Consider the following 21,148-nt stretch of genomic DNA (forward strand, 5'->3'; position numbering starts at 1 on the left):
GGGCCGGGGTTTGTGAGTGCTCTCTTGCTGGGTCTGGGCCGGGGTTTGTGAGTGCTCTCTTGCTGGGTCTGGGCCGGGGTTTGTGAGTGCTCTCTTGCTGGGTCTGGGCCGGGGTTTGTGAGTGCTCTCTTGCTGGGTCTGGGCCGGGGTTTGTGAGTGCTCACTTACTGCATCTGGGCCCGGGTTTGTGAGGACTCACTCACTGGGGTCTGGACCGGTGTTTTTGAGGACTCACTCACCGGGTCAGGTTCGGTGTTTGTGAGCGCTCACTTACTGCGTCCGGGTCGGTGTTTGTGAGGACTCACTCACTGCATCTGGTTCCGTGTTTGTGAGTGCTCACTTACGGCGTCTGGGGTTGGTGTTTGTGGGAGCTCGCTCACCAGCATCGTGGTCCGGTGTTTGTGAGGACTCACTTACCAGTCGCGGGGCTGACGTTTGTGAGTGCTCACTTACCGGCTCGTGACTGATGTAAGCGAGTACTCACTCACCGATCCGAACCGCGAATGTCTACAAAGGGCGCTCGGCCGGCGACGCGACAGCGGTTAGGTGGTGCCGGCAAAACGGCGGACGGTGAGAACCGCGGCCATTATGGACAGCAAGAACAGGGCCGCCGCGGCCCACCAGGTTTGGTTGGGGGGCGTGGGGGCCGAAGCCGTGGGCGCGGCGCCGCTTCCGGCGTCCTTGTCGGGGTCGGCCGGGACGAATTGTTGCGTCTCGCCGTCGGGGGCCGATTGGGCCTGGCCGGGGACGGGGGCGCTGCCGAAGCGGGCGATGCCCGGGGACGGGGACGTGTCGAGCGGGTTTTCGAAGACCGGGTCGACCGAGGCGGTCAGGGCGCCGACCGGGTCGACCAGGCCGAAGCCGAACACCGGGTCGCGGCCGGGGGCGCCTTTGTCTTTCGCCGTGCGGATGATGCGGTTGATGACCTCGCCGGCGGGCATGTCGGGCCAGCGGGAGCGGATCAGCGCCGCGGTGGCCGAGACCATGGGGGCCGCGAAGCTCGTGCCCTGCACCTTCCAGTAGTCGCCGCCGGAGTTGGCGCCGATCAGTTGGGTGGCGGGGGCCGTGACGACCGTTTCCTTGCCGGTGATCGAGCCCGACCACAGGGTGGCGCCGTCGCGTTCCATGCCGGCCACGGCGAGCACGCCGGGTTCGCGAGCCGGATACCAGACTCCGGTCGTCGACGATGCGCTGATGTTGCCCGTGCAGGCGATGACCACGACGTCTTTGGCGAACGCGTAGTCGAGCGCCGCGGCGAGGGCGGCGCTGCTGCCGTTGCCGCCGAGCGACAGGTTGATCACCTTGGCGCCCTTGTCGACGGCCCAGCGGACACCCTGCGCGACGATCAGGGCGTCGTTGTAGCGGTTGTCCTCGTCCAGGACCCGTACGGGGAGGATCTTGGCCTTGGGTGCGATGCCGACCACGCCGGTCTGGTCGTCGCCGCGGCCCGCGATGATGCCGGAGACCGTGGTGCCGTGGCCGACCAGGTCGGTGTCGCCGTCGCCCTTGTCGTCGACCAGGTCGAGGCCGGGCAGCACCTGGCCCAGCAGGTCGGGATGGTCGGCGTCGACGCCGGAGTCGATCACCGCGACCGTCACCCCGGCGCCGTTGGCGTAGGTCCACGCCTCGGTGACGTTGAGGGTGGACAGATGCCACTCGTCGGCGCGGACGGAATCGCCTTGGAGCGGGCTCGGTTCGGCTGGCACGCCAGGCGTGGCGGCGACCGGATTGACCGGAATGCCGAGTGCGAAGAGCCCAGCCATCGCGGCAGCGGCCAGTCGGCGACCACTCACCAAGGCGCACCGCCTCCAAAGGCCGGGAACACGGTCGATGCAGATTACTCCGAAACCGCGCTTTGGGGAGGGGATCGGTCGATGGTTGTCGCACCGCCAGTCTGTTAAATCTTCGTGCGTCTCAGAACGGCGGCAGGTGGGCCAGCTGAATCAGCCGTACGCCCTCACGCCGCGTGACGAGCCGGCCACGACCGGGCGGCATCGGTGTCGGCCGGACCGGGCCGACGAGCGCGCCCTCGTCGGCCGGGCCCGACATGACCAGGCCCGGCGCCGAGAGCTCGCGCAGCCGCTGGATGATCGGCTCGTAGAGGGACCGGCCGGCGCCGCCCGCGCGTCGCGTGAGAATCAGGTGCAGGCCGACGTCGCGGGCCTGGGGCAGATACTCGAGCAGCGGCGTGAGCGGGTTGGTCGGCCCCGCCACGACCAGGTCGTAGTCGTCGACCAGGACGAACAGCTCGGGGCCGGTCCACCAGGAGCGCTCGCGCAGCTGCTGAGCGGTCACGTCGGGGCCGGGCAGGCGACGTTCCATGTAGCCGGCGACCGACTGCATCAGCTCGAGCGTTTTCTGGGCCTGGATGCCGTAGCCGATGCGGTGATCCGTCTCGGGCAGGTCCATGAGGGAGCGCCGATAGTCGACCAGGATGATCCGGGCCTCCTCGGGCGCGAACCGCTGCGTGATCGTCGTGGCCACGCCGCGCAGGAACGTCGACTTGCCGCACTCGGCGTCGCCGAAGAGCAGGAAGTGCGGGTCCGAGGCGAAGTCGATCTCGACGGGCTGCAGGTCGGCCTCGGAGATGCCGATGGGCAGGCGGAGCCCGCTGCTGCGCGACAGATCCAGATCCGCGTACGGCACCACGGCCGGCAGCAGGCGCACCCGGGGAGCCGGAGCGCCGTGCCAGTTGGCCGCGATCTCCTTGACCAGGTCGCTCGTGTCGGCCAGCGTGCTCAGCTCCGGTCGCACCGTGAGCAGGTGCAGGAACTTCTGCTTGTCCGTCGGGTGCTCGATGATGCCGCGGCCGGGCTTCTCGGGCACCGTCATCGCGGCCCGGCGGTTGACCGTCGAGTCGCTCGGGTCACCCAGCCGCAGCTCGAGCCGGGAGCCGAAGAGGTCGCGGATCGCCGGCCGGAAGTCCATCCACCGGGAGGTCGCGGCGACGACGTGGATCCCGTACGAGAGGCCTCGGGTGGCGATGTCGGTGACGACCGATTCGAGCTCTTCGTACTCTTTGCGCAATGTGGACCAGCCGTCCACGACGAGGAACACGTCGCCGAACGGGTCGTTGTCGCCGGCCTGCGAGGCGGTGTTCGCGCGGCGCCGCCGGTATGACGCCATCGAGTCGATGCCCATCGCGCCGAAGCGGGCCTCCCGCTCGGCCAGCAGGGTCGAGATCTCACCCACCGTACGGCGGACGCCCACCGTGTCGAGGCGGCCCGAGACGCCACCCACGTGCGGCAGGTCGCGCAGCGTGCCGAGCGCCCCGCCGCCGAAGTCGAGGCAGTAGACCTGCACCTCGGCTGGGGTGTGGGTGAGCGCGAGCCCGCACACCATCGAGCGCAGCGCCGTCGACTTGCCGCTCAGCGTCGAGCCGACCACGGCGACGTGCCCGGCCGCGCCCGCCAGCTGCAGCCACATGACGTCGCGCAGCTGCTCGCGGGGCTTGTCGACCATCGCGATCGGCACCTGCAGCGCGCCGTGCAGCTCGGGGTTGGCGAAGGCCAGGCCGCGGGCCGAGTCGGCCACCACCGGGCCGAGCAGCTCGTCGAGCGCCGCCGACTGGGTGAGCGGCGGCAGCCACACCTGGTGGGCCGGTGGTCCCTGCCCGCCGAGCCGGTCGACCGTCACGTCGAGCACGCTCTCGCCGGCCGGGATCTCCTCGGGTTTGGGCTCGATTGGCTTGACCGGTTTGGGCGCGGGCACATAGCGCGTCGAATACGACAGCACCTGCGGCTCGGCTCCGGCGCCCCCGGCGGCGGCACGCGTGCGGGCCTTGGGCAGCGGACCCGAGACGTACGCCGCCTTGAAGCGCAGCAGCGGCTCGGTGCCGAACTTGAGATAGCCGTGACCGGGCGAGCGGGGCAGCTCGTACGCGTCCGGCACGCCGAGGACGGCGCGGGACTCCAGCGCGGAGAAGGTTCGCAGACCCACCCTGTACGACAAGTGGGTGTCTAGCCCGCGCAGCCGGCCCTCCTCGAGCCGCTGGCTGGCCAGCAGCAGGTGCACGCCGAGCGAGCGGCCCAGCCGTCCGATCTGGACGAACAGGTCGATGAAGTCGGGCTTGGCCGACAGCAGCTCGGAGAACTCGTCGCAGATCACGAGCAGCGACGGCAGCGGGGGCAGGGCGGCCCCGCCGGCCCGGGCCTTCTCGTAGTCGCGCAGGCTGGCGTAGTTGCCCGCCTTGCGCAGCACCTCCTGCCGCCGGATCATCTCGCCGTCGATCGCGTCGACCATGCGGTCGACCAGCGGCAGCTCGTCGGCCAGGTTGGTGATGACGGCGGCGGTGTGCGGCAGCCGGTCGAGCGAGGCGAAGGTCGCGCCGCCCTTGAAGTCGATCAGCACGAAGTTGAGCGTCTCGGACGAATGCGTGGTGGCCAGCGCCAGCACCAGCGTGCGCAGCAGCTCGGACTTGCCGGAACCGGTGGCGCCGATGAGCAGGCCGTGCGGGCCCATGCCGTCCTGCGCCGACTCCTTGAGGTCGAGCTCGACCGGGGCGCCGTCGGCCCCCACGCCGATCGGCACGCGCAACTTGTCGCGATTGGGGCGCGGCATCCAGGCCTGGGCCACGCTGAACGTCTCGGGATCGCCGATGCCGAGCAGGTCGGACAGGCCCATCTCGGTGGCCAGCGGGGTGTCGGCCGACTTCGACATCGCGGCCAGGCGCAGCGGGGACAGCCGGCGCGCGACCGCCTCGGCCTGCTCGACGCCGAGCCGGTCGGGGGTGCCGACCTCGGCCTCGTGCTCCATCGAATACGTGTTGAGCACCCGGCGGCCGCCGTGATGGGCCACCTCGAGCACGAGCAGCGAGCGGTCGAGCAGGCGCGGGGGCTGCTCGTCGAGGTCGAGCACGGTGACGCCGTCGATGCCGTCGTCGAGCTGGGTCGCGCCCTTGAGGTCGGCGCCGTCGAGCACGATCACGACGTGCGGCGTGCTGATGCTCTGCCCCATCGGATTGAACCGCGGGCGGTTGCCGATCACGTCTTCGAGCAGCTTCTCCAGCTCCTGGCCGGTGCTCGCGACCAGGCGCACGTGGCCGAGCGCGTCGGTGCGGGCCGGGTGCAGGTTGTGCGGCAGCCACTTGACCCACTCCCACGAGGAGCGGCGCTCGGGCCCGGCGCAGACCGCGACGATCAGGTCGTCGGGCGCGTGGAAGGTGGCCAGCTGGGCGACGACCGCGCGGCTCAGGCCCTGCACGTCGGCGGTCGTGCCCGGTCCGCTGCCGCGCAGGAAGACCCGCGCGAACCCGCGCAGCGAGGCCGCCACGGGCAGGTCGGGCACCACCGAATAGGCGTCCAGGAAGCGGCGCAGCGCCCCCGCGGTCATCGGCTCGAGCTCGTCGAGCGGGCGGGTCACCGGCGGCAGCAGCGGGGTGGCCAGCGTCTGCGGGCCGACGGCCAGCCGCACGACGCCGAAGTCGGGGTCGCTGGTGCGCCGCTCCCATACTCGATGGCTGCCGGCGGTGGACCAGAGCTTGGTGGGATCGGGATGACGATAGAGCAGGCCGACACGCTGCTTGTTGGCCGTCTCGCGGACGCGTTTGCGCAGGCCCGAGAGGTGCCGCAGGTATTCGCGGCGGGCCGCCATCATCTCGGCCTTCTTGGGCGAGCCGTTGGAGCCGAAGCTGGTGACCAGCATGGCGATCGACGAGATGCCGAACAGGCCACCGATCACGTAGGCGTACGGCCCGGTGCTGCCGCGGCCCATCATCATCGCCATCGCAACCGAGCCGCCGAGCATCGGCAGGGCCATCATCGCCTGCTGCCAGCGGCCCCCGGTCGCCTGCGGGATCTCGGGTGGCGGCTCGACGGCGATCTCGCCGGTCGGAATCTCCGGCGCGGGGCGCCGGGCCGACCGCTTGATCACAACCGTACTCATTCCGCCTTATTTCCCTTTCGTCCACAAAGGTGCAGCTCCGCAGCCGGGCGCTGCGCTGGCCTCATGGTAGGTAAAGTGCGCTTGCGTCCGCAGCCTCGTCCTCATCGATGAGGAAAAGCGGGCACATGGGGGAGGTGGATCGATGAGTATCGGACTGGCGCGGGTCACGATCAGCGCCCCGCAGCGCCGCATCGACGTGGCGCTGCCGGAGCACGTGCCGCTGGCCGAGTTGCTGCCCGAGGTGCTGCGGCACGCGGGCGAGGGCCTGGCCGACGACGGCGAGAAGCACGGCGGCTGGGTGCTCCGGCGCACCGACGGCGTCGCCCTGGCCACGGCTCAAGGTCTTTTCCCCCAGGGCGTACGGGACGGCGAGGTGCTCCACCTGGTGCCGGCCCACGACGAGTGGCCCGAGCTCGAGTACGACGATGTGGTCGAGGCCATCGCCGAGGGCGCCCGTCGCCGCGGCAACGCCTGGACGCCTGCCTCCACCCGCACGGCCACCCTGGTCGGGGCCGGGGTGCTGCTCGCGCTGGGCCTGCTCGCGGTGCTCGCCGCCGGACCGGGGTGGACGGGCGCCGCCTTCGCCGGGCTCGGCCTGGCGGTGCTGCTCGCGCTGGCCGGGGTGACGGCCTCCCGGGCGTACGGGGATGCCCGCGCCGGAGCCGCCCTCGGGGCGTACGCGATGCCGTTCGCCTTCGCCGGCGGCGCCGTCCTGGTCGCCACCGACGACCGGGTCGGCGTGTTCGGCCTGCTGCCCTGGCTCGGCGGCTCCGAACTGCTGGCCGGCTCGGTCGCGCTGCTGCTGGTGGCCGCCCTCGGCGCGGTCGGCGTCTCGGGCCAGCTGCGCCTGTTCACGGCGGGCGCCGTGGTCGGCCTGTTCGGCGCGATCACCGCCCTGACCAGCATGGTCACCAGCGCCGCGGGGGCCGCCGCCGTGCTGATCTCGATCCTGGTCTGCGGGATCGGCGCGCTGCCGCTGCTGGCGATCCGCTTCGGCAAGGTCCCCATGCCGCCGGTCACGCTGCCGACCGGGGCCGAGGCGGCCGAGGGCTTCACCGGGGTCAGCGCGGCCAGCGCGCTCGACGCCGCCCGTGAGCGCCCCGACCGGGCCACCGTCTTCGCGGCCGTCACCCGCACCGAGGAACTGCTGGCCGGCATGCTGCTCGGCCACGCCGTGCTCGCCGTGGCCGCGTTCGGGGTGCTCTCCGTGGCCGACTCGCTCTCGGCCCGCATCCTGATGGGCGTCTCCGCGGCGGCGCTGCTGCTGCGCTCGCGGCTGTTCGTCACGCTGCGCCAGCGGGTGCCGCTGGTCATCGGCGGCCTGGCCGGGGTGGCCGCGCTCGGCATCGACATGCTGCGCGGCGCCGACGCGACCGTGCTGCTCGGCGTGACCGCGGCCGCGCTGGTGCTGGCGCTGATCACCGTGGTGGCCGGCGCGACCTACTCCCGCAAGCCGCCCTCGCCCTATCTGGGCCGCGCCGCCGACCTGCTGGACACGCTCGTGGTCGTGTCGGTGATCCCGGTGGCGTGCGCCGTGGTCGGTCTCTACGACGCCGTGACCAGCATCAGCATCTGAAAAGAGAAACGCGCGGACGATGCTTTTCGGCTTCGTCCGCGCGTGCGGTCGCGCGACGTCGGCGGGCGACGGCGGGGCGCGACCTCTCGTTGGTGACTCAGGTCAGTGGTCGAGGCCCTCGGCCTCGGCGGCCTCCTGGCGCTTGAAGGAAGCCCTGATCTCTTCCTCCGCCTCGACCCGGCCGGTCCAGGTGGCGCCCTCGACCGACTTGCCCGGCTCGAGGTCCTTGTAGACCGTGAAGAAGTGCTGGATCTCCATCCGGTCGAACTCGCCCAGGTGGTGGATGTCGCGCAGGTGCTCCTGACGCGGGTCCTCGAAGGGGACGCAGAGGACCTTGTCGTCGCGGCCCTTCTCGTCGGTCATCCGATACATGCCGATGGCGCGGGCCCGGATCAGGCAGCCCGGGAACGTCGGCTCCTGCACCAGCACGAGCGCGTCCAGCGGGTCGCCGTCCTGGCCCAGGGTGCCCTCGATGAAGCCGTAGTCGGCCGGATACTGCGTCGAGGTGAACAGGGTCCGGTCGAGGCGGATGCGACCGGTCTTGTGGTCGACCTCGTACTTGTTGCGGTGTCCCTTGGGGATCTCAACCACTACGTCGAAATCCATAACGTGACTCCCTTGTTCGCCCGCTGAGAGATACCGGTGCCACGGGCGGGAAAGACTGCGGCCGGACAGAGGCGGCCACAGGATCCGCGCGCGACGACGTGCCGGATGTCGCTAGTCTCCCCTAAGTCTTACGCCGTGTTCTAGGAGGGGCTCGTGGGGAGGCAAGATTCACACGATGGTCCCGACTACGACGGCGTGTCCGAGTCGCATCGGGGCTCCGGAAACGGTAACCCGGCGGCGGCCCGTGCGGATGATTCTTCGGCGCAGCCCGGCCCGACCGTCGATCTCAGGGGTCACGTGACGGCACAAAAGCCGCAGCAGTCCCCAGAAACCCCGGCTCAGCCACCCGTTCGGCCGGAATCGACGCCCGGTCGGGCACAGGTTTCCAGCGATTCGCGGCAACCCCAGCGCGGGGACGCGGACGGGCCGCAAGATCGGCAGGTGCGGCCGCAGGATTCGGGACAAGATCACAGTGGTTCGGCTGACGAGACGGCGCGGATTGCGGCGCCCTCCGCGGAGCGTGCGCAGGGGGCCTGGGCTACGGCTCCGGCTGAGGCGGGCGGCGGGACCTATGGGCGAGCTTCGGTGCCGATCAACAACGTGCGGCCGACGTCGCCGGCTGCGGCCAGTGGGCGGAGCGGGCCGGCTGCGGAGAGCGGACCTGCGGCGGGGCCAGCGGCGAGCGGGCCGGCTGCGGGGAGCGGACCTGCGGCGGGGCCGGCGGCGACCGGGCCGGTGGCGGGGAGCGGGCCTGCGGGGGCGGGTGCCAGGGGCGGTGCCGGGGTGGCGGGCGCCGTTGGCGGGGCTGCCGGGGGTGTCGCGCTGAATGCGCTTGACCCGGCATTATCCCCCGTAGCGGGCGATTCGGCCCGGACCGACGACGGCGCCGGGCCAGGTGCAGTGGGTGCCGATTCCCCAAGTCGTACGAAATGGTTTGTGGCCCTTTCGGTGGTGATCGTTTTGGTGGTCGCCGCGGGCGTGGTCGGACTGGTGCGCCCGGGCCCGGTCGACGGCTGGTTGTCGGCCGAACCCACCACATCGCCCACGCCGGCCCCGGCCACGCCCGAAGCGTCGCCCACGCCGGTGCTCGTGGCGGCGACCGGTGGTGGCACGGCACTCACCAGCGACGGCGTGACCAGGGCGATCGACCCGCTCGTGAAGTCGGCCGCGCTGGGCACGAAGGTGCACGTGGCGGTGCTCGACGTGGGCTCGGACGAGGTGCTCTACGCGCGTAACGCGGACACGATGACCACGCCCGCCTCGACGACGAAGCTGCTGACGGCGGCCGCGATCCTGGATGCGCGCGGACCGTCGTACCGGCTGAGCACCCGCGTGGTGGCGGGCAGCGCGCCGGGCGAGGTCGTGCTGATCGGCGGCGGCGACCCGACGCTGGCCACGGCCAAGAACACGCTGTTCCCCGGCGCCGCGCGGCTCGATCTGCTGGCGGCCCAGGTCAAGAAGGCGCTGGGGACGACCAAGCCAACCCGTTTGCTGTACGACACCTCGCTGTTCAGCGGGCCCGAGACGGCTCGCGGATGGGACTCCAGCGACATCTCGTTCGGGCAGGTCTCCCGCATTCAGGCGCTCATGGTCAACGCGGGACGGGTGAAGCCGATCCACAACGAGTTCGGCGGTGACCCGCGCTCGTCGAATCCGGCCGACGCGGCGGCCAAGGCGTTCGCGAAGATGCTCGGGGTGCCGGCGGCGGCCGTGAAAAAGGGCAAAGCGCCGGCCGCCGGTCAGCAGCTGGGGATCGTCCAGTCGCCGCCGATGGTGCAGCTCACCGACTGGATGCTCGAGCAGAGCGACAACACGGCGGCCGAGGTGCTGGGCCGGCAGGTCGCGATCGCCGGGGGCAAGGCGGGCACGTTCGACAACGCCACCGACGCGATCATCGGCCGGATGCGCGACCTCGGGCTGCCCGCCGACGAGGCCAACCTGTACGACGCGAGCGGCCTGTCGCGCAACAACGGGATCAGCCCGACCCTGCTGACCCAGCTGCTGGCGTTCGCCGCGTCGGGGCAGAAACCCGCGCTGAGCAGCATGTTCGGCGGGCTGCCGGTGGCCGGCTGGTCGGGCACGATGACCAAGCGGTTCGTCAAGCCCGCGCCCAACCAGGTCGGGCAGGGCGTCGTGCGGGCCAAGACCGGCACGTTGAGCGGCGTCAACACGATGGCCGGGGTGCTGACGACGGCCGACGGGCGGCTGCTGGTCTTCGCGATCATGGCGAGCGGGTCGGCCAACGCGGTGACCGGGCGGGCGGCGCTCGACCGGGTGGCCGCTCGCATGGTCTCGTGCGGATGCCTTTAGTCCGGTTCGGGCGGCGGACGTGGGTGCTGATCTCCGGGTTTCACCTGAGGTCTGGGCTCGATTTCCGCGGGTACGGTGGTGGGCATGGCGCAGTTCGTTGATTGGGACCTGGCCGCCGCGACCGCGGGCGCGCTGTCGAAATCCGGCCCCGCGGTGTCTTATGACGACGCGATGGCGGTGGTGACCGAGCTGCGGAATCTGACCGACGAGGCGGCCGGGCACGTGGCCGCCTACACGGGTCTCACCTCGCAGGTCGAGGTGCCGCCCGTGCGGGTGGTCGACCGCAAGGACTGGGCCGCGGTCAACATCGCGGGCCTCAAAGAGGTGATCATCCCGCTCGTCAGCCGGCTCTCGGGCGACAAGCAGCCGGGCGGGCTGGCCGACGCGATCGGCTCGCGGGTCACCGGCGTGCAGGCCGGCACGATCCTGGCCTACATGTCGGGCCGGGTCCTCGGGCAATACGAGGTGTTCTCCGGCAACCCCGGCCAGCTGCTGCTCAACGCGCCCAACATCGTCGAGGTGGAGCGCAAGCTCGGCGCCGACTCGCGCGACTTCCGGCTCTGGGTCTGCCTGCACGAGGTCACCCACCGCACCCAGTTCACCGCCGTCCCCTGGATGCGCGGCTATTTCCTGGGCGAGGTGCAGGCCTTCGTCGACGCGTCGCAGAGCACCGAGCACATCCTCGAGCGCATGCGCCGCGGCGTGGCCACCCTGTCCGACGCGCTGCGCGACCCCGATTCGCGCTCCTCGGTGCTCGACATCGTGCAGACCCCGGGGCAGAAGGCGGTGCTCGACCGGCTGACCGCGCTGATGACCCTGCTCGAGGGGCACGCCGAGTTCGTGATGGACGGGGTCGGCCCCGAGGTCATCCCGAGCGTCGAGTCGATCCGGGCCAAGTTCAACCGGCGGCGCGAGAGCGGCAACCCGCTCGAGAAGGCCGTGCGCCGGCTGCTCGGCATCGAGGTCAAGATGCGGCAGTACGCCGAGGGCCGCAAGTTCGTGCACGGCGTGGTCGAGCGGGTCGGCATGGACGGCTTCAACAAGATCTTCGACTCGCCGCTCACGCTGCCGCGGCTCGACGAGCTCGGCGACCCCGACGCCTGGGTGACCCGGGTGCACGGGTCGCAGCCCGCGATCGGCGGCTAGTCCGTGACCGCCTGATGGCCCGGATCCCGCCCGCCGTCGCCGCGGTGCGGCTGGCCGTGCGCCGGGCCCTGCCCGCGGACGGGCTGGTGCTGGTGGCGTGCTCGGGCGGGGCGGATTCGCTGGCCCTGGCGGCGGCGGCTCGGTTCGTGGGCCGGTCGGTCGGGCTCGTCACCGTCGACCACGGGCTGCAGGCGGGGTCGGCGGCGCGAGCGGCCGACGTGGCGGCCTGGGCCTCCTCCGCTGGTCTGGAGCCGGTGACGGTGGAGACGGTGTCGGTGGACGGGCTGCCGGGCGGGCCCGAGGCGGCCGCGCGGACGGCCCGTTATGCGGCGTTGGAAGCGGCGGCGGCGCGGGCCGGAGCGGCGGCTGTGCTGCTCGGGCACACCCGCGACGATCAGGCCGAGACGGTGCTGCTGGCGCTGGCCCGGGGCGCGGGGCCGCGGGGGCTGGCCGGGATGCCGGCGCGCAAGGGCATCTTCGTACGGCCGCTGCTCGACGTGGCCCGGGCCGACACGCGCAAGGCGTGCGCGGCTCAGGGGCTGGTGCCCTGGGAGGACCCGCACAACTCGGATCCGGCGTTCGCTCGGTCCCGCGTACGGGGGACGGCTCTTCCTGCCCTGGTCGAGGCGCTGGGGCCGGCCGTGGTGGCGAATCTGGCCCGGTCGGCGTTGATGATCGCAGCCGACAACGAGGCGCTGGACGCGTTGGCCGCCGAGGCCCTGTGGAAAACCGAGGACGGCCTGTGGACAACCGAGGCCGACGAGCTTGACAGCGGTGTAGCTTCTGCCGACACGTCCCTGGGTGGGCGGGGGAGGCGGCGGCTGCTCGGCACGCCAAAACGCCCGCCTCTTGAAATTTCGGAATTGTCGGGCATGCGGCCGGCATTGCGGCGGCGGGTGCTGCACAGGTGGGCCCGGGAACTCGGCGCGCCCGGAAGCGCGTTGTCTCATCGGCACGTGGAGGCCCTCGACGCCCTCGTCACGCAGTGGCACGGGCAGGGGGCGGTGCACCTGCCGGGCGGCATTCAGGTGATCCGTGAGCGGGGCGCACTCGTTCGAGTGCCCTGACGCCTTGTGAGAGTTGTCACTCCTAGTGTCGGATTCTCCGGTCACGGTGGGTGGAACGGGCCCTTTTCCAGGGGTTCAGGCCGAGTTGATCGGTGCCCCGTGCGGCGACCGGCAACCTTCGTACGGCACGCTGGGTCCATGGCTGACGGGTCCTGGTACGACTCCGACATCGATCACGTGATCATCTCCGAGGAGCAGATCCGGGAAAAGATCGCCGAACTGGCGAAGCAGGTCTCCGCCGACCACACGGGGGCGGAGGGCGGCATCCTCCTGGTCTGCGTGCTCAAGGGCGCGGTCATGTTCATGGCCGACTTCGCCCGCGCGCTGGCCGGTCACGGTCCGTCCACCGAGATGGAGTTCATGGCCGTCTCGTCGTACGGGCAGGGCACCACGTCCTCGGGCGTCGTGCGCATCCTCAAGGATCTCGACCGCGACATCACCGGCCGCCACGTGGTCGTGGTGGAGGACATCGTCGACTCCGGGCTGACCCTGTCGTGGCTGATGAAATATCTGCAGTCGCGCTCGGCCGCCAGCGTCGAGGTGGTCGCGCTGTTCCGCAAGCCCGACGCCGTGAAGGTGCAGGTCCCGGTGAAGTACGTCGGGTTCGACATCCCCAACGAGTTCGTCGTCGGTTACGGTCTGGATTTCGCGGAGCGCTACCGTGAGCTGCCGTATGTCGGGGTGTTGAAGCCCGAGGTCTACGCCCGTAGCTGAACCGTTTCTCAGTCTGTTCTCAGAAATCCGTCCTTATGGGCGGTTTTGCCACCAAAGCTTGCTGAACGGGCGGCAGCCGGCGGATGTCCGGGCGACGGGCTCACGGGTTCGCAAGCGGCACCCACGGTGTACCGTCGAGTGACCGATGGCGCAGTGTCACAAGCGCCGGAGGGGCCGGGGGTTTCTTCGCTACCGCGGGGGTATCAGACCGGGGCCGTCGGTGGGCGGCACGTTGAGGTGACCAGGACGCCGATCAGGAGGGTCCGGGCGCTTGGCGCCCGACAACAGTATGGAACGTACGCGTTTCTTCCGCCGCCCGGTGGTCTGGATCATTCTGGTGATCATCGGCGTGATTGCGCTGAGCTCGTTCTTCACCAGTGGTCCGAGCTACCAGCGCGTAGATACCTCGGTGGCGCTCGAGCGCCTGAACCAGCCGGGCATCGAGAAGGTCGTCCAGAAGGACAAGGAGCAGACGCTCCAGATCGATCTCGCCTCGCCCGAGCGGTTCGAGGGCAAGACCACCGACAAGATCGAGACCCAGTATCCGTACGAGGTCACGCAGGCGATCTGGAACGAGGTGCAGGAAGCCAAGACCGCGGGCCGGATCACCGGCACGATCAACGCCACGGTCTCGGGTGACAACATCCTCTTCAGCCTGCTGATCAACCTGCTTCCGATCGCGATTCTCGTGATCCTGCTGCTGCTGTTCATGTCGCAGATGCAGGGTGGCGGCTCGCGGGTGCTCAACTTCGGCAAGTCCAAGGCGAAGATGATCACCAAGGACACGCCCAAGACGACGTTCGCCGACGTGGCGGGCTCGGAGGAGGCTGTTCAGGAACTGCACGAGATCAAGGACTTCCTGCAGAACCCGGCGAAGTATCAGGCGCTCGGCGCCAAGATCCCGAAGGGCGTGCTGCTGTTCGGCCCGCCCGGAACGGGTAAGACGCTGCTGGCCCGCGCGGTCGCCGGCGAGGCCGGAGTGCCGTTCTACTCGATCTCGGGTTCCGACTTCGTCGAGATGTTCGTGGGTGTCGGCGCGAGCCGCGTCCGCGACCTGTTCGAGCAGGCCAAGTCGAACGCGCCGGCGATCGTCTTCGTCGACGAGATCGACGCCGTCGGCCGGCACCGCGGCGCCGGCATGGGCGGCGGTCACGACGAGCGCGAGCAGACGCTCAACCAGCTGCTCGTCGAGATGGACGGCTTCGACACCAAGGGCGGGGTCATCCTGATCGCGGCCACCAACCGGCCCGACATCCTCGACCCGGCGCTGCTGCGTCCCGGCCGTTTCGACCGCCAGATCCCGGTCGACAACCCGGACATGGAGGGTCGCAAGCAGATCCTCCGGGTGCACGCCAAGGGCAAGCCGTTCACGCCTGACGTCGACCTCGACTCCGTGGCCCGTCGCACGCCGGGCTTCTCCGGCGCCGACCTGGCCAACGTGATCAATGAGGCCGCGCTGCTGACCGCGCGTAACGAGAAGCGGGCGATCTCCAACGAGTTCCTCGAGGAGTCGATCGACCGCGTCATCGCCGGCCCCGAGCGCCGCACGCGGGCGATGAGCGACAACGAGAAGAAGATCACCGCGTACCACGAGGGTGGGCACGCGCTGGTGGCCTACGCGTTGCCGCACTCCGCGCCGGTGCACAAGGTGACGATCCTGCCGCGTGGCCGCTCGCTGGGTCACACGCTGGTGCTGCCGACGGAAGACAAGTACACGCAGACCCGCGCCGAGATGATCGACACCCTGGCCTACGCGCTGGGTGGCCGGGCCGCCGAGGAGCTCGTCTTCCACGAGCCCACCACCGGCGCCGGCAACGACATCGAGAAGGCGTCGGGCCTGGCCCGGGCCATGGTCACCCAGTACGGCATGAGCTCCAAGCTCGGTGCGGTCAAGTACGGCACCAGCGGCGACGAGCCGTTCATGGGTCGCAACATGGGTCACGAGCGGGACTACTCCGACTCGGTGGCGGCCGACATCGACGCCGAGGTGCGCGCGCTCATCGAGCTGGCGCACGACGAGGCGTGGGAGATCCTGGTCGAATACCGGGACGTCCTCGACAGCATGGTCCTCGAGCTGATGGAGAAAGAAACCATCACCCGCGAGGACATGGACCGGATCTGCGTCCGCGTGGTCAAGCGCCCGCCGATGTCGCCGTTCAACGGCTTCGGCAAGCGCCTGCCCTCCGAGGCGCCCCCGGTGCTGACCCCGGCCGAGCGCGACAAGCTCAAGGCGCAGGCCGAGGCGGACGGGCAGATCGCCGTCGGGCCCAACCCGAACGGCAGCAGCAGCTCGGACGGCAGCAACTGAGCAGCGACGACGACGAGCTGGACTATCTCGCCGCCCGTTTGGTCGACGGCAAGCTCACCGGTGCGCCGGTCGAGCAGGCCGTCGACCTCGGGCGGATCGAGAAGGCGGTTCGCGAGATCCTCATCGCGGTCGGGGAAGATCCCGACCGCGACGGCCTGGAGCGCACCCCGGCCCGCGTGGCCCGGGCGTACGCGGAGCTGTTCGCCGGCCTGCGGGTCGACCCGGCCGACGTGCTGCGCACCACCTTCGAGGCCGACCACGAAGAGATGGTCCTCGTCCGTGACATCGAAGTGATGAGCATGTGCGAGCACCATCTGCTCCCGTTCAAGGGCGTGGCGCACATCGGCTACATCCCCGGCCCGCACGGCCGGATCACCGGGCTCTCCAAGCTGGCCCGCCTGGTCGAGGTCTACGCCCGCCGGCCCCAGGTGCAGGAGCGGCTGACCTCGCAGATAGCCGACCTGCTGATGGCCAAGCTGGACGCGCGCGGGGCGATAGTCGTGCTCGAGTGCGAGCACCTGTGCATGGAGATGCGCGGCATTCGCAAGGTCGGCGCCCGTACGGTCACCTCGGCCGTGCGCGGGGCTTATCAGACCGACGCCAAGGTGCGCGCCGAGGCGATGGCGTTGATCAACGCCCGTTAGGCCCCCACCATCCGGTTGGCCAGGGTCGACATCGTGTACGTCCCGATGCCCAGCACCACCTCGAGCGCGTTGCGGGTGGTGAAGCCGGCCGCGAGAAACTCCGTCAGATCCGCTTCGCCGGCCGTCGCCAGCACCTGAAGCGTGAAATCGTGCAGTGCCGCCAAGCGAAGATCAGCCGGTCGCACCCCCGTACGCAGGGCGGAGATCAGCTCCGCGTCCGCGTTCAACTGCCGCAGGCGGCCGGTGTGCATGGCCAGGCAGACCCGGCACTGGTTGCGGGCGGCGATCACCATCACCACCACCTCGCGGGCCAGCGGGTCGAGCGTGGTCGCCTCGAACAGCTTGCTGGCCTGCAGAAACCCGCCGAGCAGCTCGGGCGACTCGGCCAGCAGGGCGACCGCGCCGGGCAGGTGACCGAGGTGCTGCACGGTCGACGCCATCAGCGGACGGGAGGCGGCGGGCGCCGATTCGAGGGTGTGCTGGATGAACATCGATCCTCCGGTAAACTCGTCAACGTGGTTGTCGAAACAGTAAACCAGGTTGTCGAGTTTGCCAATGCCGCCCGCGCCTGAGGACCCGCCCGGCTTCGAGCTGCCGCTGTTGCTGTTCGCCGGGTTCCGCACGCTCATCGACGAGCTGCACGCCGAGCTCGCGCGGTGCGGCCATCCCGACGCGCGCCCGGTGCACGGCTTCGCGATGCAGGCGATCGGGCCGGCCGGGGCCACCGCCAGCGAGGTCGGGCGGCGGCTGGGCGTCTCGAAGCAGGCGGCCGGCAAGACCGTCGACCGGCTGGCCGCCCTCGGCTACGTCGAGCGGGTGGACGACCCGCACGACGCCCGGCGCAAGCTGATCCGGCTGACCCCGCACGGCCTCGACATGCTGAACCAGTCGGCCGAGATCTTCGACCGGCTGCGGGCGCGGTGGGTCGAGCGGCTGGGCGCCGAGCGGGTCGCCTCGCTCGAAAGCTCCCTGCGTACGGTCGTGCCCGCCACGGGCTTCCCCGTCGACGTGCCCGGCTGGTTCGGTTAATCGGTGTCCGCCACTCCGGCACGCCGCGATACTGGCCCGGTGATCGAGAAGAAGCTCAACCCGCCGACCGTCCACGAGCCCCCGGGCTACTCCCACATCACGGTCTCGTCCGAGGGCCGCCTCGCCCACCTGGCCGGCCAGTGCCCGCTCGACCTCGACGGCAAGGTCGTCGGCGAACCGGGCGACTTCGACGCGCAGACCGACCAGGTGATCGCCAACTGCCTGGCCGTGCTCGAGGCGGCCGGTGCCGCGCCCGGCGACGTGGTGCGCTCGGTGATCTACGTGGTGAGCTCCGACAGCGCCCAGCTCGCCGCCGTCTGGGACCGGCTCAACGAGTCGCCGCTGGCCCCGGCCTTCAGCACGGCATCGACCCTGCTCGGCGTGACCGTGCTCGGCTTCCGCGGGCAACTGGTCGAGGTCGACCTGACCGCGACCCTCAGTTGAAGAAGCTCGCCAGCCCCACACCCATGCAGGTCAGCAGCACCGGCACCAGACACGCGACCGCCCCGATGATCGGGGTGCGGTCGACCCCTCCCGGCTCGCCGGACTTCGCCTCGCCGCCGTAGACGAAGCCGATCGTCACCCAGCCCAGGCCGAAGGCGAGGACGGGCATCGTCAGGCCGCACAGCAGGGCATAGGTCGGCACCGAGCCGGGCGTCGCCACCAGATAGAGCGCGATCTGCACGATCAGCACCGCGCCGGCGAATGGGCCGTAGATGAGCAGATTGCGCGCCCACGGCCGCCAGCGGCGGGCCGGCGCCGCCTCGGTCAGGATCGCGTCACCGGCGTCGGCGGCCCGGCGGGCCTGCTGCAGCGCCCCGAGCGCACCGGCGGGACCCGTTCCGGCGGCCTGAGCGGCCACCTCAAGGTCGGACGGCTGCGGGCGCACCTCGGGCACCGGCACGCCCAGTTCGTGCGTCAGGCGGGCCTGCTGGGCGGCCAGCCGGGAGCGTACGGACGTCAGCTCCTGCCGCGCGGCCGTGACCGCCGCCTGATGCTCGGCCGACGCGGCGCTCGCGGCCCGCCGTACGGCGTCGAGGCGCTGGGCGGCCGCCAGATAGTCGGCCCACGGGCCCGGGGCCGGGGGAGTCGGCTGGGCCGGGATCGGGCTCGTCGTCTGCTGCTGCTCGGTCACGGCTCATCACCCCAGTCGTCGCCCACCCCAGGGTCGAGGAACGGCAGGACCGTGACCGTGCGGCCGGACTGCCGGTCGTGCAGCAGCGCGCGATTGGGCCGGGGCAGCCACTCGACCGGCTCACCGAGCACGGCGCCGATCTCGGCCGGCGGCACGTTGAGGAACAGCAGCCCGGCCACGGCGTCACCCGCCGTAAACAGGCGCGAGTCACGCCACCACGAGAGCAGATGCGCGCCTCGGGACGGGCCGTCGCGCAGGAACTCCGGCAGGGTGCCGGGCACCATCGCGTCGAGCCCGAAGACCACGCGATAACCCGGGCGGGCGGGATCGAGCTCGGCGGCCAGCCCGGCCCGGTCGACGCGCACCACTTCCTGCCGGTGACCCAGCTCGGCGGCCAGGGCCTCGGCGAGCCGGTCACCCTCGGCGACCAGGGAGCAGATCACAAACCGTGCCGTACGCGGTTGGTGGAACGCGGCCACACTGCGAGCGGCCGCGTCGAGCACCTCGGACGCCGACGCCTGCGAGCCGAAGATCGCCAGATGCCGCCCGGGGGAAGCGTCGAGCGGGAACGCCGCCGTGGACAGGCTCACGTCGAGCAGGCGACCGACCAGGGCGGCCGGACCGCTGCCCCGACCGGCCAGCGCCGCCCGATAGGTCGGGTCGTCGGCCAGATGCTGATGCGCGTAACCGGCGAAGATGCGCGGCGGCTGCGACTCCGGATCGCGGGCGCCCCACAGCTTGTGCCGCAGCTCGCTCAGCAGCTCCTCGTCGGCGTGCGGGTCGGGGAAGCGGATGATGCGCTCGTGACCCCGGGTGGCGCCGCGCGGGCCGCCCAGACCGCCCGCGGTGTTGACCACCGCCGTGCCCAGGGGCAGCCCCGCCGCCGAGTCGTTGGCCGGCTCCAGCACGTCGCCGCCGCCGGGCAACGCGATGCGTACGGGGAACTGGCCGAAGAACGAGTCGCGCTTGGCGTAGAGCGTCGACACACCCGTCGTGTTCTGACTGGCCAGCACGAGGTGGATGCCGCACGAGCGACCCGTGCGAGCCAGCGACTCGATCAGCGTCGTGGCCTCGGTCGCCACCGCGTCGCTGCCCGCGAGCAGGGCCGGGAACTCGTCGATCACGCACAGGATCCGCGGCAACGGACGCTTCAGCCCGTCCTCCGCCGCGGCCACGCGCAGCTCCTTGAGGGTCGAGACACCAGCCCTCTCGTACGCGGTGGAGCGGCGCGACAACTCCGCATTGAGCTCGCGCAGCACCGCCAGACCGTACTCCCGGTCGGCCTCGACCCCGACAGCGCGCGCGTGCGGCAGCCAGGTGCGGTCGCTGCGGGTCGGCACGAACTCGGCGAAGGTGACGCCCTCCTTGAAATCGAGCAGGTAGAGCGCCAGCTCGGCGGGGCTGTACCGAGCGCCCAGCCCGTAGAGCACGTTGATCAGGAAGGCCGTCTTGCCCGCCCCCGAACGGCCGCCGACCATCCAATGTGGGGTCAGGTCGTTGAAGCGCAGCGCCAGCGGGGTGTCCCCGTCGTGCCCGACGACCGTGCTCAGCCCCTCGGCGGCGTCACCCGACCACATCTCGTCACCCGGCTCGGGCAGCAGATCGGCCAGCGTCACCCGGGACGCGGCGGCCGAGTGGGCGGCCAGCTCGCGGCAGACCGAGTCGATCAGGTGGGGCGGCGGATCCTCGTCGAGAAAGACCGGGGCGTTGAGCCACGACACGTCGGGCGTCGAACCGAACGTCGCCCCGGGCGGGTCACCGATCACCGCATAAGGATTGCGGACCGACACCATCGTCGTGCGCGGCAGCGGGGCCTGCGTCGTCTCGGTGGTCAGCGGGGGCGGCGGCCAGCCCGCCACGATCAGATGCAGGCCGGAATCGGGGCCCTGCTGGGCCAGCGCGGCGATGCGCCGCAACTCCTCGCCCTCGGTCAGCTCGGGCAGGCTCGCGATGACCACCAGCATCATGCGGTCACGCCGGGTGCGCCGCGGGGCGACCCCACGCCCGGGGCGCAGCCACTTCTCCGCCTCGGCCAGCACGTCGCGCAGGCCCTGCCGATCGGTGGCCGGCGGCGACAACAGGCCCGCGTCACGCAGATCGGCGAACGGGGCGAACACCTCGCCGCCGCCGATGCCGTCGACCGCGCGGACCAGCAGCGAACCGGCCGGGGCGGCGGCCAGCAGGCGCAACAGGATCGACCGGAGCAGCCCGAAGACGCGGGAGTCGGTGGCGGTAGCGTCGATCGTCAGATGACCCGTGCCGAGCAGCGGGACGATCGCCGGGAAACGGGCGTCGTCGAGCAGTTGGGCCGCGCCGAGCCGCACGAACTGCGGCGGATAGACGCCACCCAGCGGAGTGTTGACCGACTGCGCGTCGAGGGGCGCGCCGAGCCAGCCCGGGGCCAGCGCGGCGGCCGCCGCCCGCAGATCCTCGGCCAGGCGATGCTGCTCACGCGGATCGGGCAGGGAGCCGTCGGCGTCGAGCGCATTACCGGCGGCCTCCGCGAGGGCAGCCGCCTGCCGGTGCAAAGCGGCAGCCTGCTGGACCCGCAAAGCCGAATCCACCACCGCCCTCACCTCCTGTGTGCGCGCATAAAACTTATCCCAGACCAGGTGAGGCATCGCGGTCCCGGTGGCCCGTTCGGTGTCCGCGTCGTCCGGGGTTGTGCCGCCAGAGGCCCGTACGGGGGGATAGGTGTGCGGAGGCACTACTGTCGTGAGTGTGCAGCCG

At 71.0% G+C, this 21,148-nt stretch carries 15 protein-coding genes; 9 read left to right on the forward strand and 6 right to left on the reverse strand.

The window, feature by feature from the left end:
* Nucleotides 1-542 precede the first annotated feature (542 nt).
* Together mycP and eccCa are read right to left on the reverse strand one after the other, a co-directional pair.
* Entirely contained in the window at nucleotides 543-1,796 is a 1,254-nt protein-coding gene (gene mycP, locus JKJ07_RS08985; protein WP_236028684.1) for a type VII secretion-associated serine protease mycosin, read from the reverse strand.
* 118 nt (nucleotides 1,797-1,914) lie between these two features.
* Nucleotides 1,915-5,883, reverse strand: coding sequence for a type VII secretion protein EccCa (gene eccCa, locus JKJ07_RS08990; RefSeq protein ID WP_202990841.1), 3,969 nt, complete (start codon nucleotides 5,881-5,883; stop codon nucleotides 1,915-1,917).
* 142 nt (nucleotides 5,884-6,025) lie between these two features.
* Here eccCa and eccD point away from each other — a divergent pair, with 142 nt between their 5' ends.
* Nucleotides 6,026-7,459, forward strand: coding sequence for a type VII secretion integral membrane protein EccD (gene eccD, locus JKJ07_RS08995; protein ID WP_202990842.1), 1,434 nt, complete (start codon nucleotides 6,026-6,028; stop codon nucleotides 7,457-7,459).
* 102 nt (nucleotides 7,460-7,561) lie between these two features.
* Here eccD and JKJ07_RS09000 read toward each other — a convergent pair whose 3' ends face one another.
* Entirely contained in the window at nucleotides 7,562-8,065 is a 504-nt protein-coding gene (locus tag JKJ07_RS09000) for an inorganic diphosphatase (protein ID WP_202990843.1), read from the reverse strand.
* A 936-nt stretch (nucleotides 8,066-9,001) separates the two neighbouring features.
* On the opposite strand from JKJ07_RS09000, the gene dacB reads away from it, so the two are divergent.
* The 6 genes from dacB (at nucleotide 9,002) to folE (ending at nucleotide 16,254) form a co-directional block, all read left to right on the forward strand.
* A complete protein-coding gene (gene dacB, locus JKJ07_RS09005) occupies nucleotides 9,002-10,375 on the forward strand; it encodes a D-alanyl-D-alanine carboxypeptidase/D-alanyl-D-alanine endopeptidase (RefSeq protein WP_307834180.1) in 1,374 nt (457 codons plus the stop codon).
* Between the two features lie 84 nt (nucleotides 10,376-10,459).
* A complete protein-coding gene (locus tag JKJ07_RS09010; protein WP_202990844.1) occupies nucleotides 10,460-11,521 on the forward strand; it encodes a zinc-dependent metalloprotease in 1,062 nt (353 codons plus the stop codon).
* A 14-nt stretch (nucleotides 11,522-11,535) separates the two neighbouring features.
* A complete protein-coding gene (gene tilS, locus JKJ07_RS09015; protein WP_202990845.1) occupies nucleotides 11,536-12,588 on the forward strand; it encodes a tRNA lysidine(34) synthetase TilS in 1,053 nt (350 codons plus the stop codon).
* A 138-nt stretch (nucleotides 12,589-12,726) separates the two neighbouring features.
* Nucleotides 12,727-13,302: a hypoxanthine phosphoribosyltransferase gene (gene hpt / locus JKJ07_RS09020; protein ID WP_184954633.1), complete on the forward strand. Its 576-nt coding sequence runs from the start codon at nucleotides 12,727-12,729 to the stop codon at nucleotides 13,300-13,302.
* 289 nt (nucleotides 13,303-13,591) lie between these two features.
* Entirely contained in the window at nucleotides 13,592-15,610 is a 2,019-nt protein-coding gene (gene ftsH / locus JKJ07_RS09025) for an ATP-dependent zinc metalloprotease FtsH (protein WP_202990846.1), read from the forward strand.
* Complete coding sequence (gene folE, locus JKJ07_RS09030; RefSeq protein WP_202991765.1) at nucleotides 15,607-16,254, forward strand: GTP cyclohydrolase I FolE; 648 nt, start codon at nucleotides 15,607-15,609, stop codon at nucleotides 16,252-16,254. The genes ftsH and folE overlap by 4 nt, the downstream gene beginning before the upstream one ends.
* On the opposite strand, the gene JKJ07_RS09035 is transcribed toward folE, so the two are convergent.
* Nucleotides 16,251-16,745, reverse strand: a complete 495-nt coding sequence (locus tag JKJ07_RS09035; protein ID WP_202990847.1) for a carboxymuconolactone decarboxylase family protein — start codon at nucleotides 16,743-16,745, stop codon at nucleotides 16,251-16,253. The two genes, folE and JKJ07_RS09035, sit on opposite strands and share 4 nt — an antisense overlap.
* 64 nt (nucleotides 16,746-16,809) lie before the next feature.
* Between JKJ07_RS09035 and JKJ07_RS09040 the strand changes: the two genes are divergently transcribed.
* Both JKJ07_RS09040 and JKJ07_RS09045 read left to right on the forward strand, forming a co-directional pair.
* Nucleotides 16,810-17,283 (forward strand): MarR family winged helix-turn-helix transcriptional regulator, encoded by a 474-nt coding sequence (locus JKJ07_RS09040; RefSeq protein ID WP_202990849.1) that lies wholly within the window; start codon nucleotides 16,810-16,812, stop codon nucleotides 17,281-17,283.
* 39 nt (nucleotides 17,284-17,322) lie between these two features.
* Nucleotides 17,323-17,727, forward strand: a complete 405-nt coding sequence (locus tag JKJ07_RS09045) for a RidA family protein (protein ID WP_307834181.1) — start codon at nucleotides 17,323-17,325, stop codon at nucleotides 17,725-17,727.
* Here the strand turns inward: JKJ07_RS09045 and JKJ07_RS09050 are convergent.
* Both JKJ07_RS09050 and JKJ07_RS09055 read right to left on the reverse strand, forming a co-directional pair.
* Nucleotides 17,720-18,418 (reverse strand): hypothetical protein, encoded by a 699-nt coding sequence (locus JKJ07_RS09050; RefSeq protein WP_307834182.1) that lies wholly within the window; start codon nucleotides 18,416-18,418, stop codon nucleotides 17,720-17,722. The two genes, JKJ07_RS09045 and JKJ07_RS09050, sit on opposite strands and share 8 nt — an antisense overlap.
* Nucleotides 18,415-21,039 (reverse strand): FtsK/SpoIIIE domain-containing protein, encoded by a 2,625-nt coding sequence (locus tag JKJ07_RS09055; protein ID WP_202990851.1) that lies wholly within the window; start codon nucleotides 21,037-21,039, stop codon nucleotides 18,415-18,417. The genes JKJ07_RS09050 and JKJ07_RS09055 overlap by 4 nt, the downstream gene beginning before the upstream one ends.
* Between the last annotated feature and the right edge of the window lie 109 nt (nucleotides 21,040-21,148).

Source organism: Paractinoplanes lichenicola (assembly GCF_016785085.1).
In the GTDB taxonomy this organism is placed as follows: domain Bacteria; phylum Actinomycetota; class Actinomycetes; order Mycobacteriales; family Micromonosporaceae; genus Actinoplanes; species Actinoplanes lichenicola.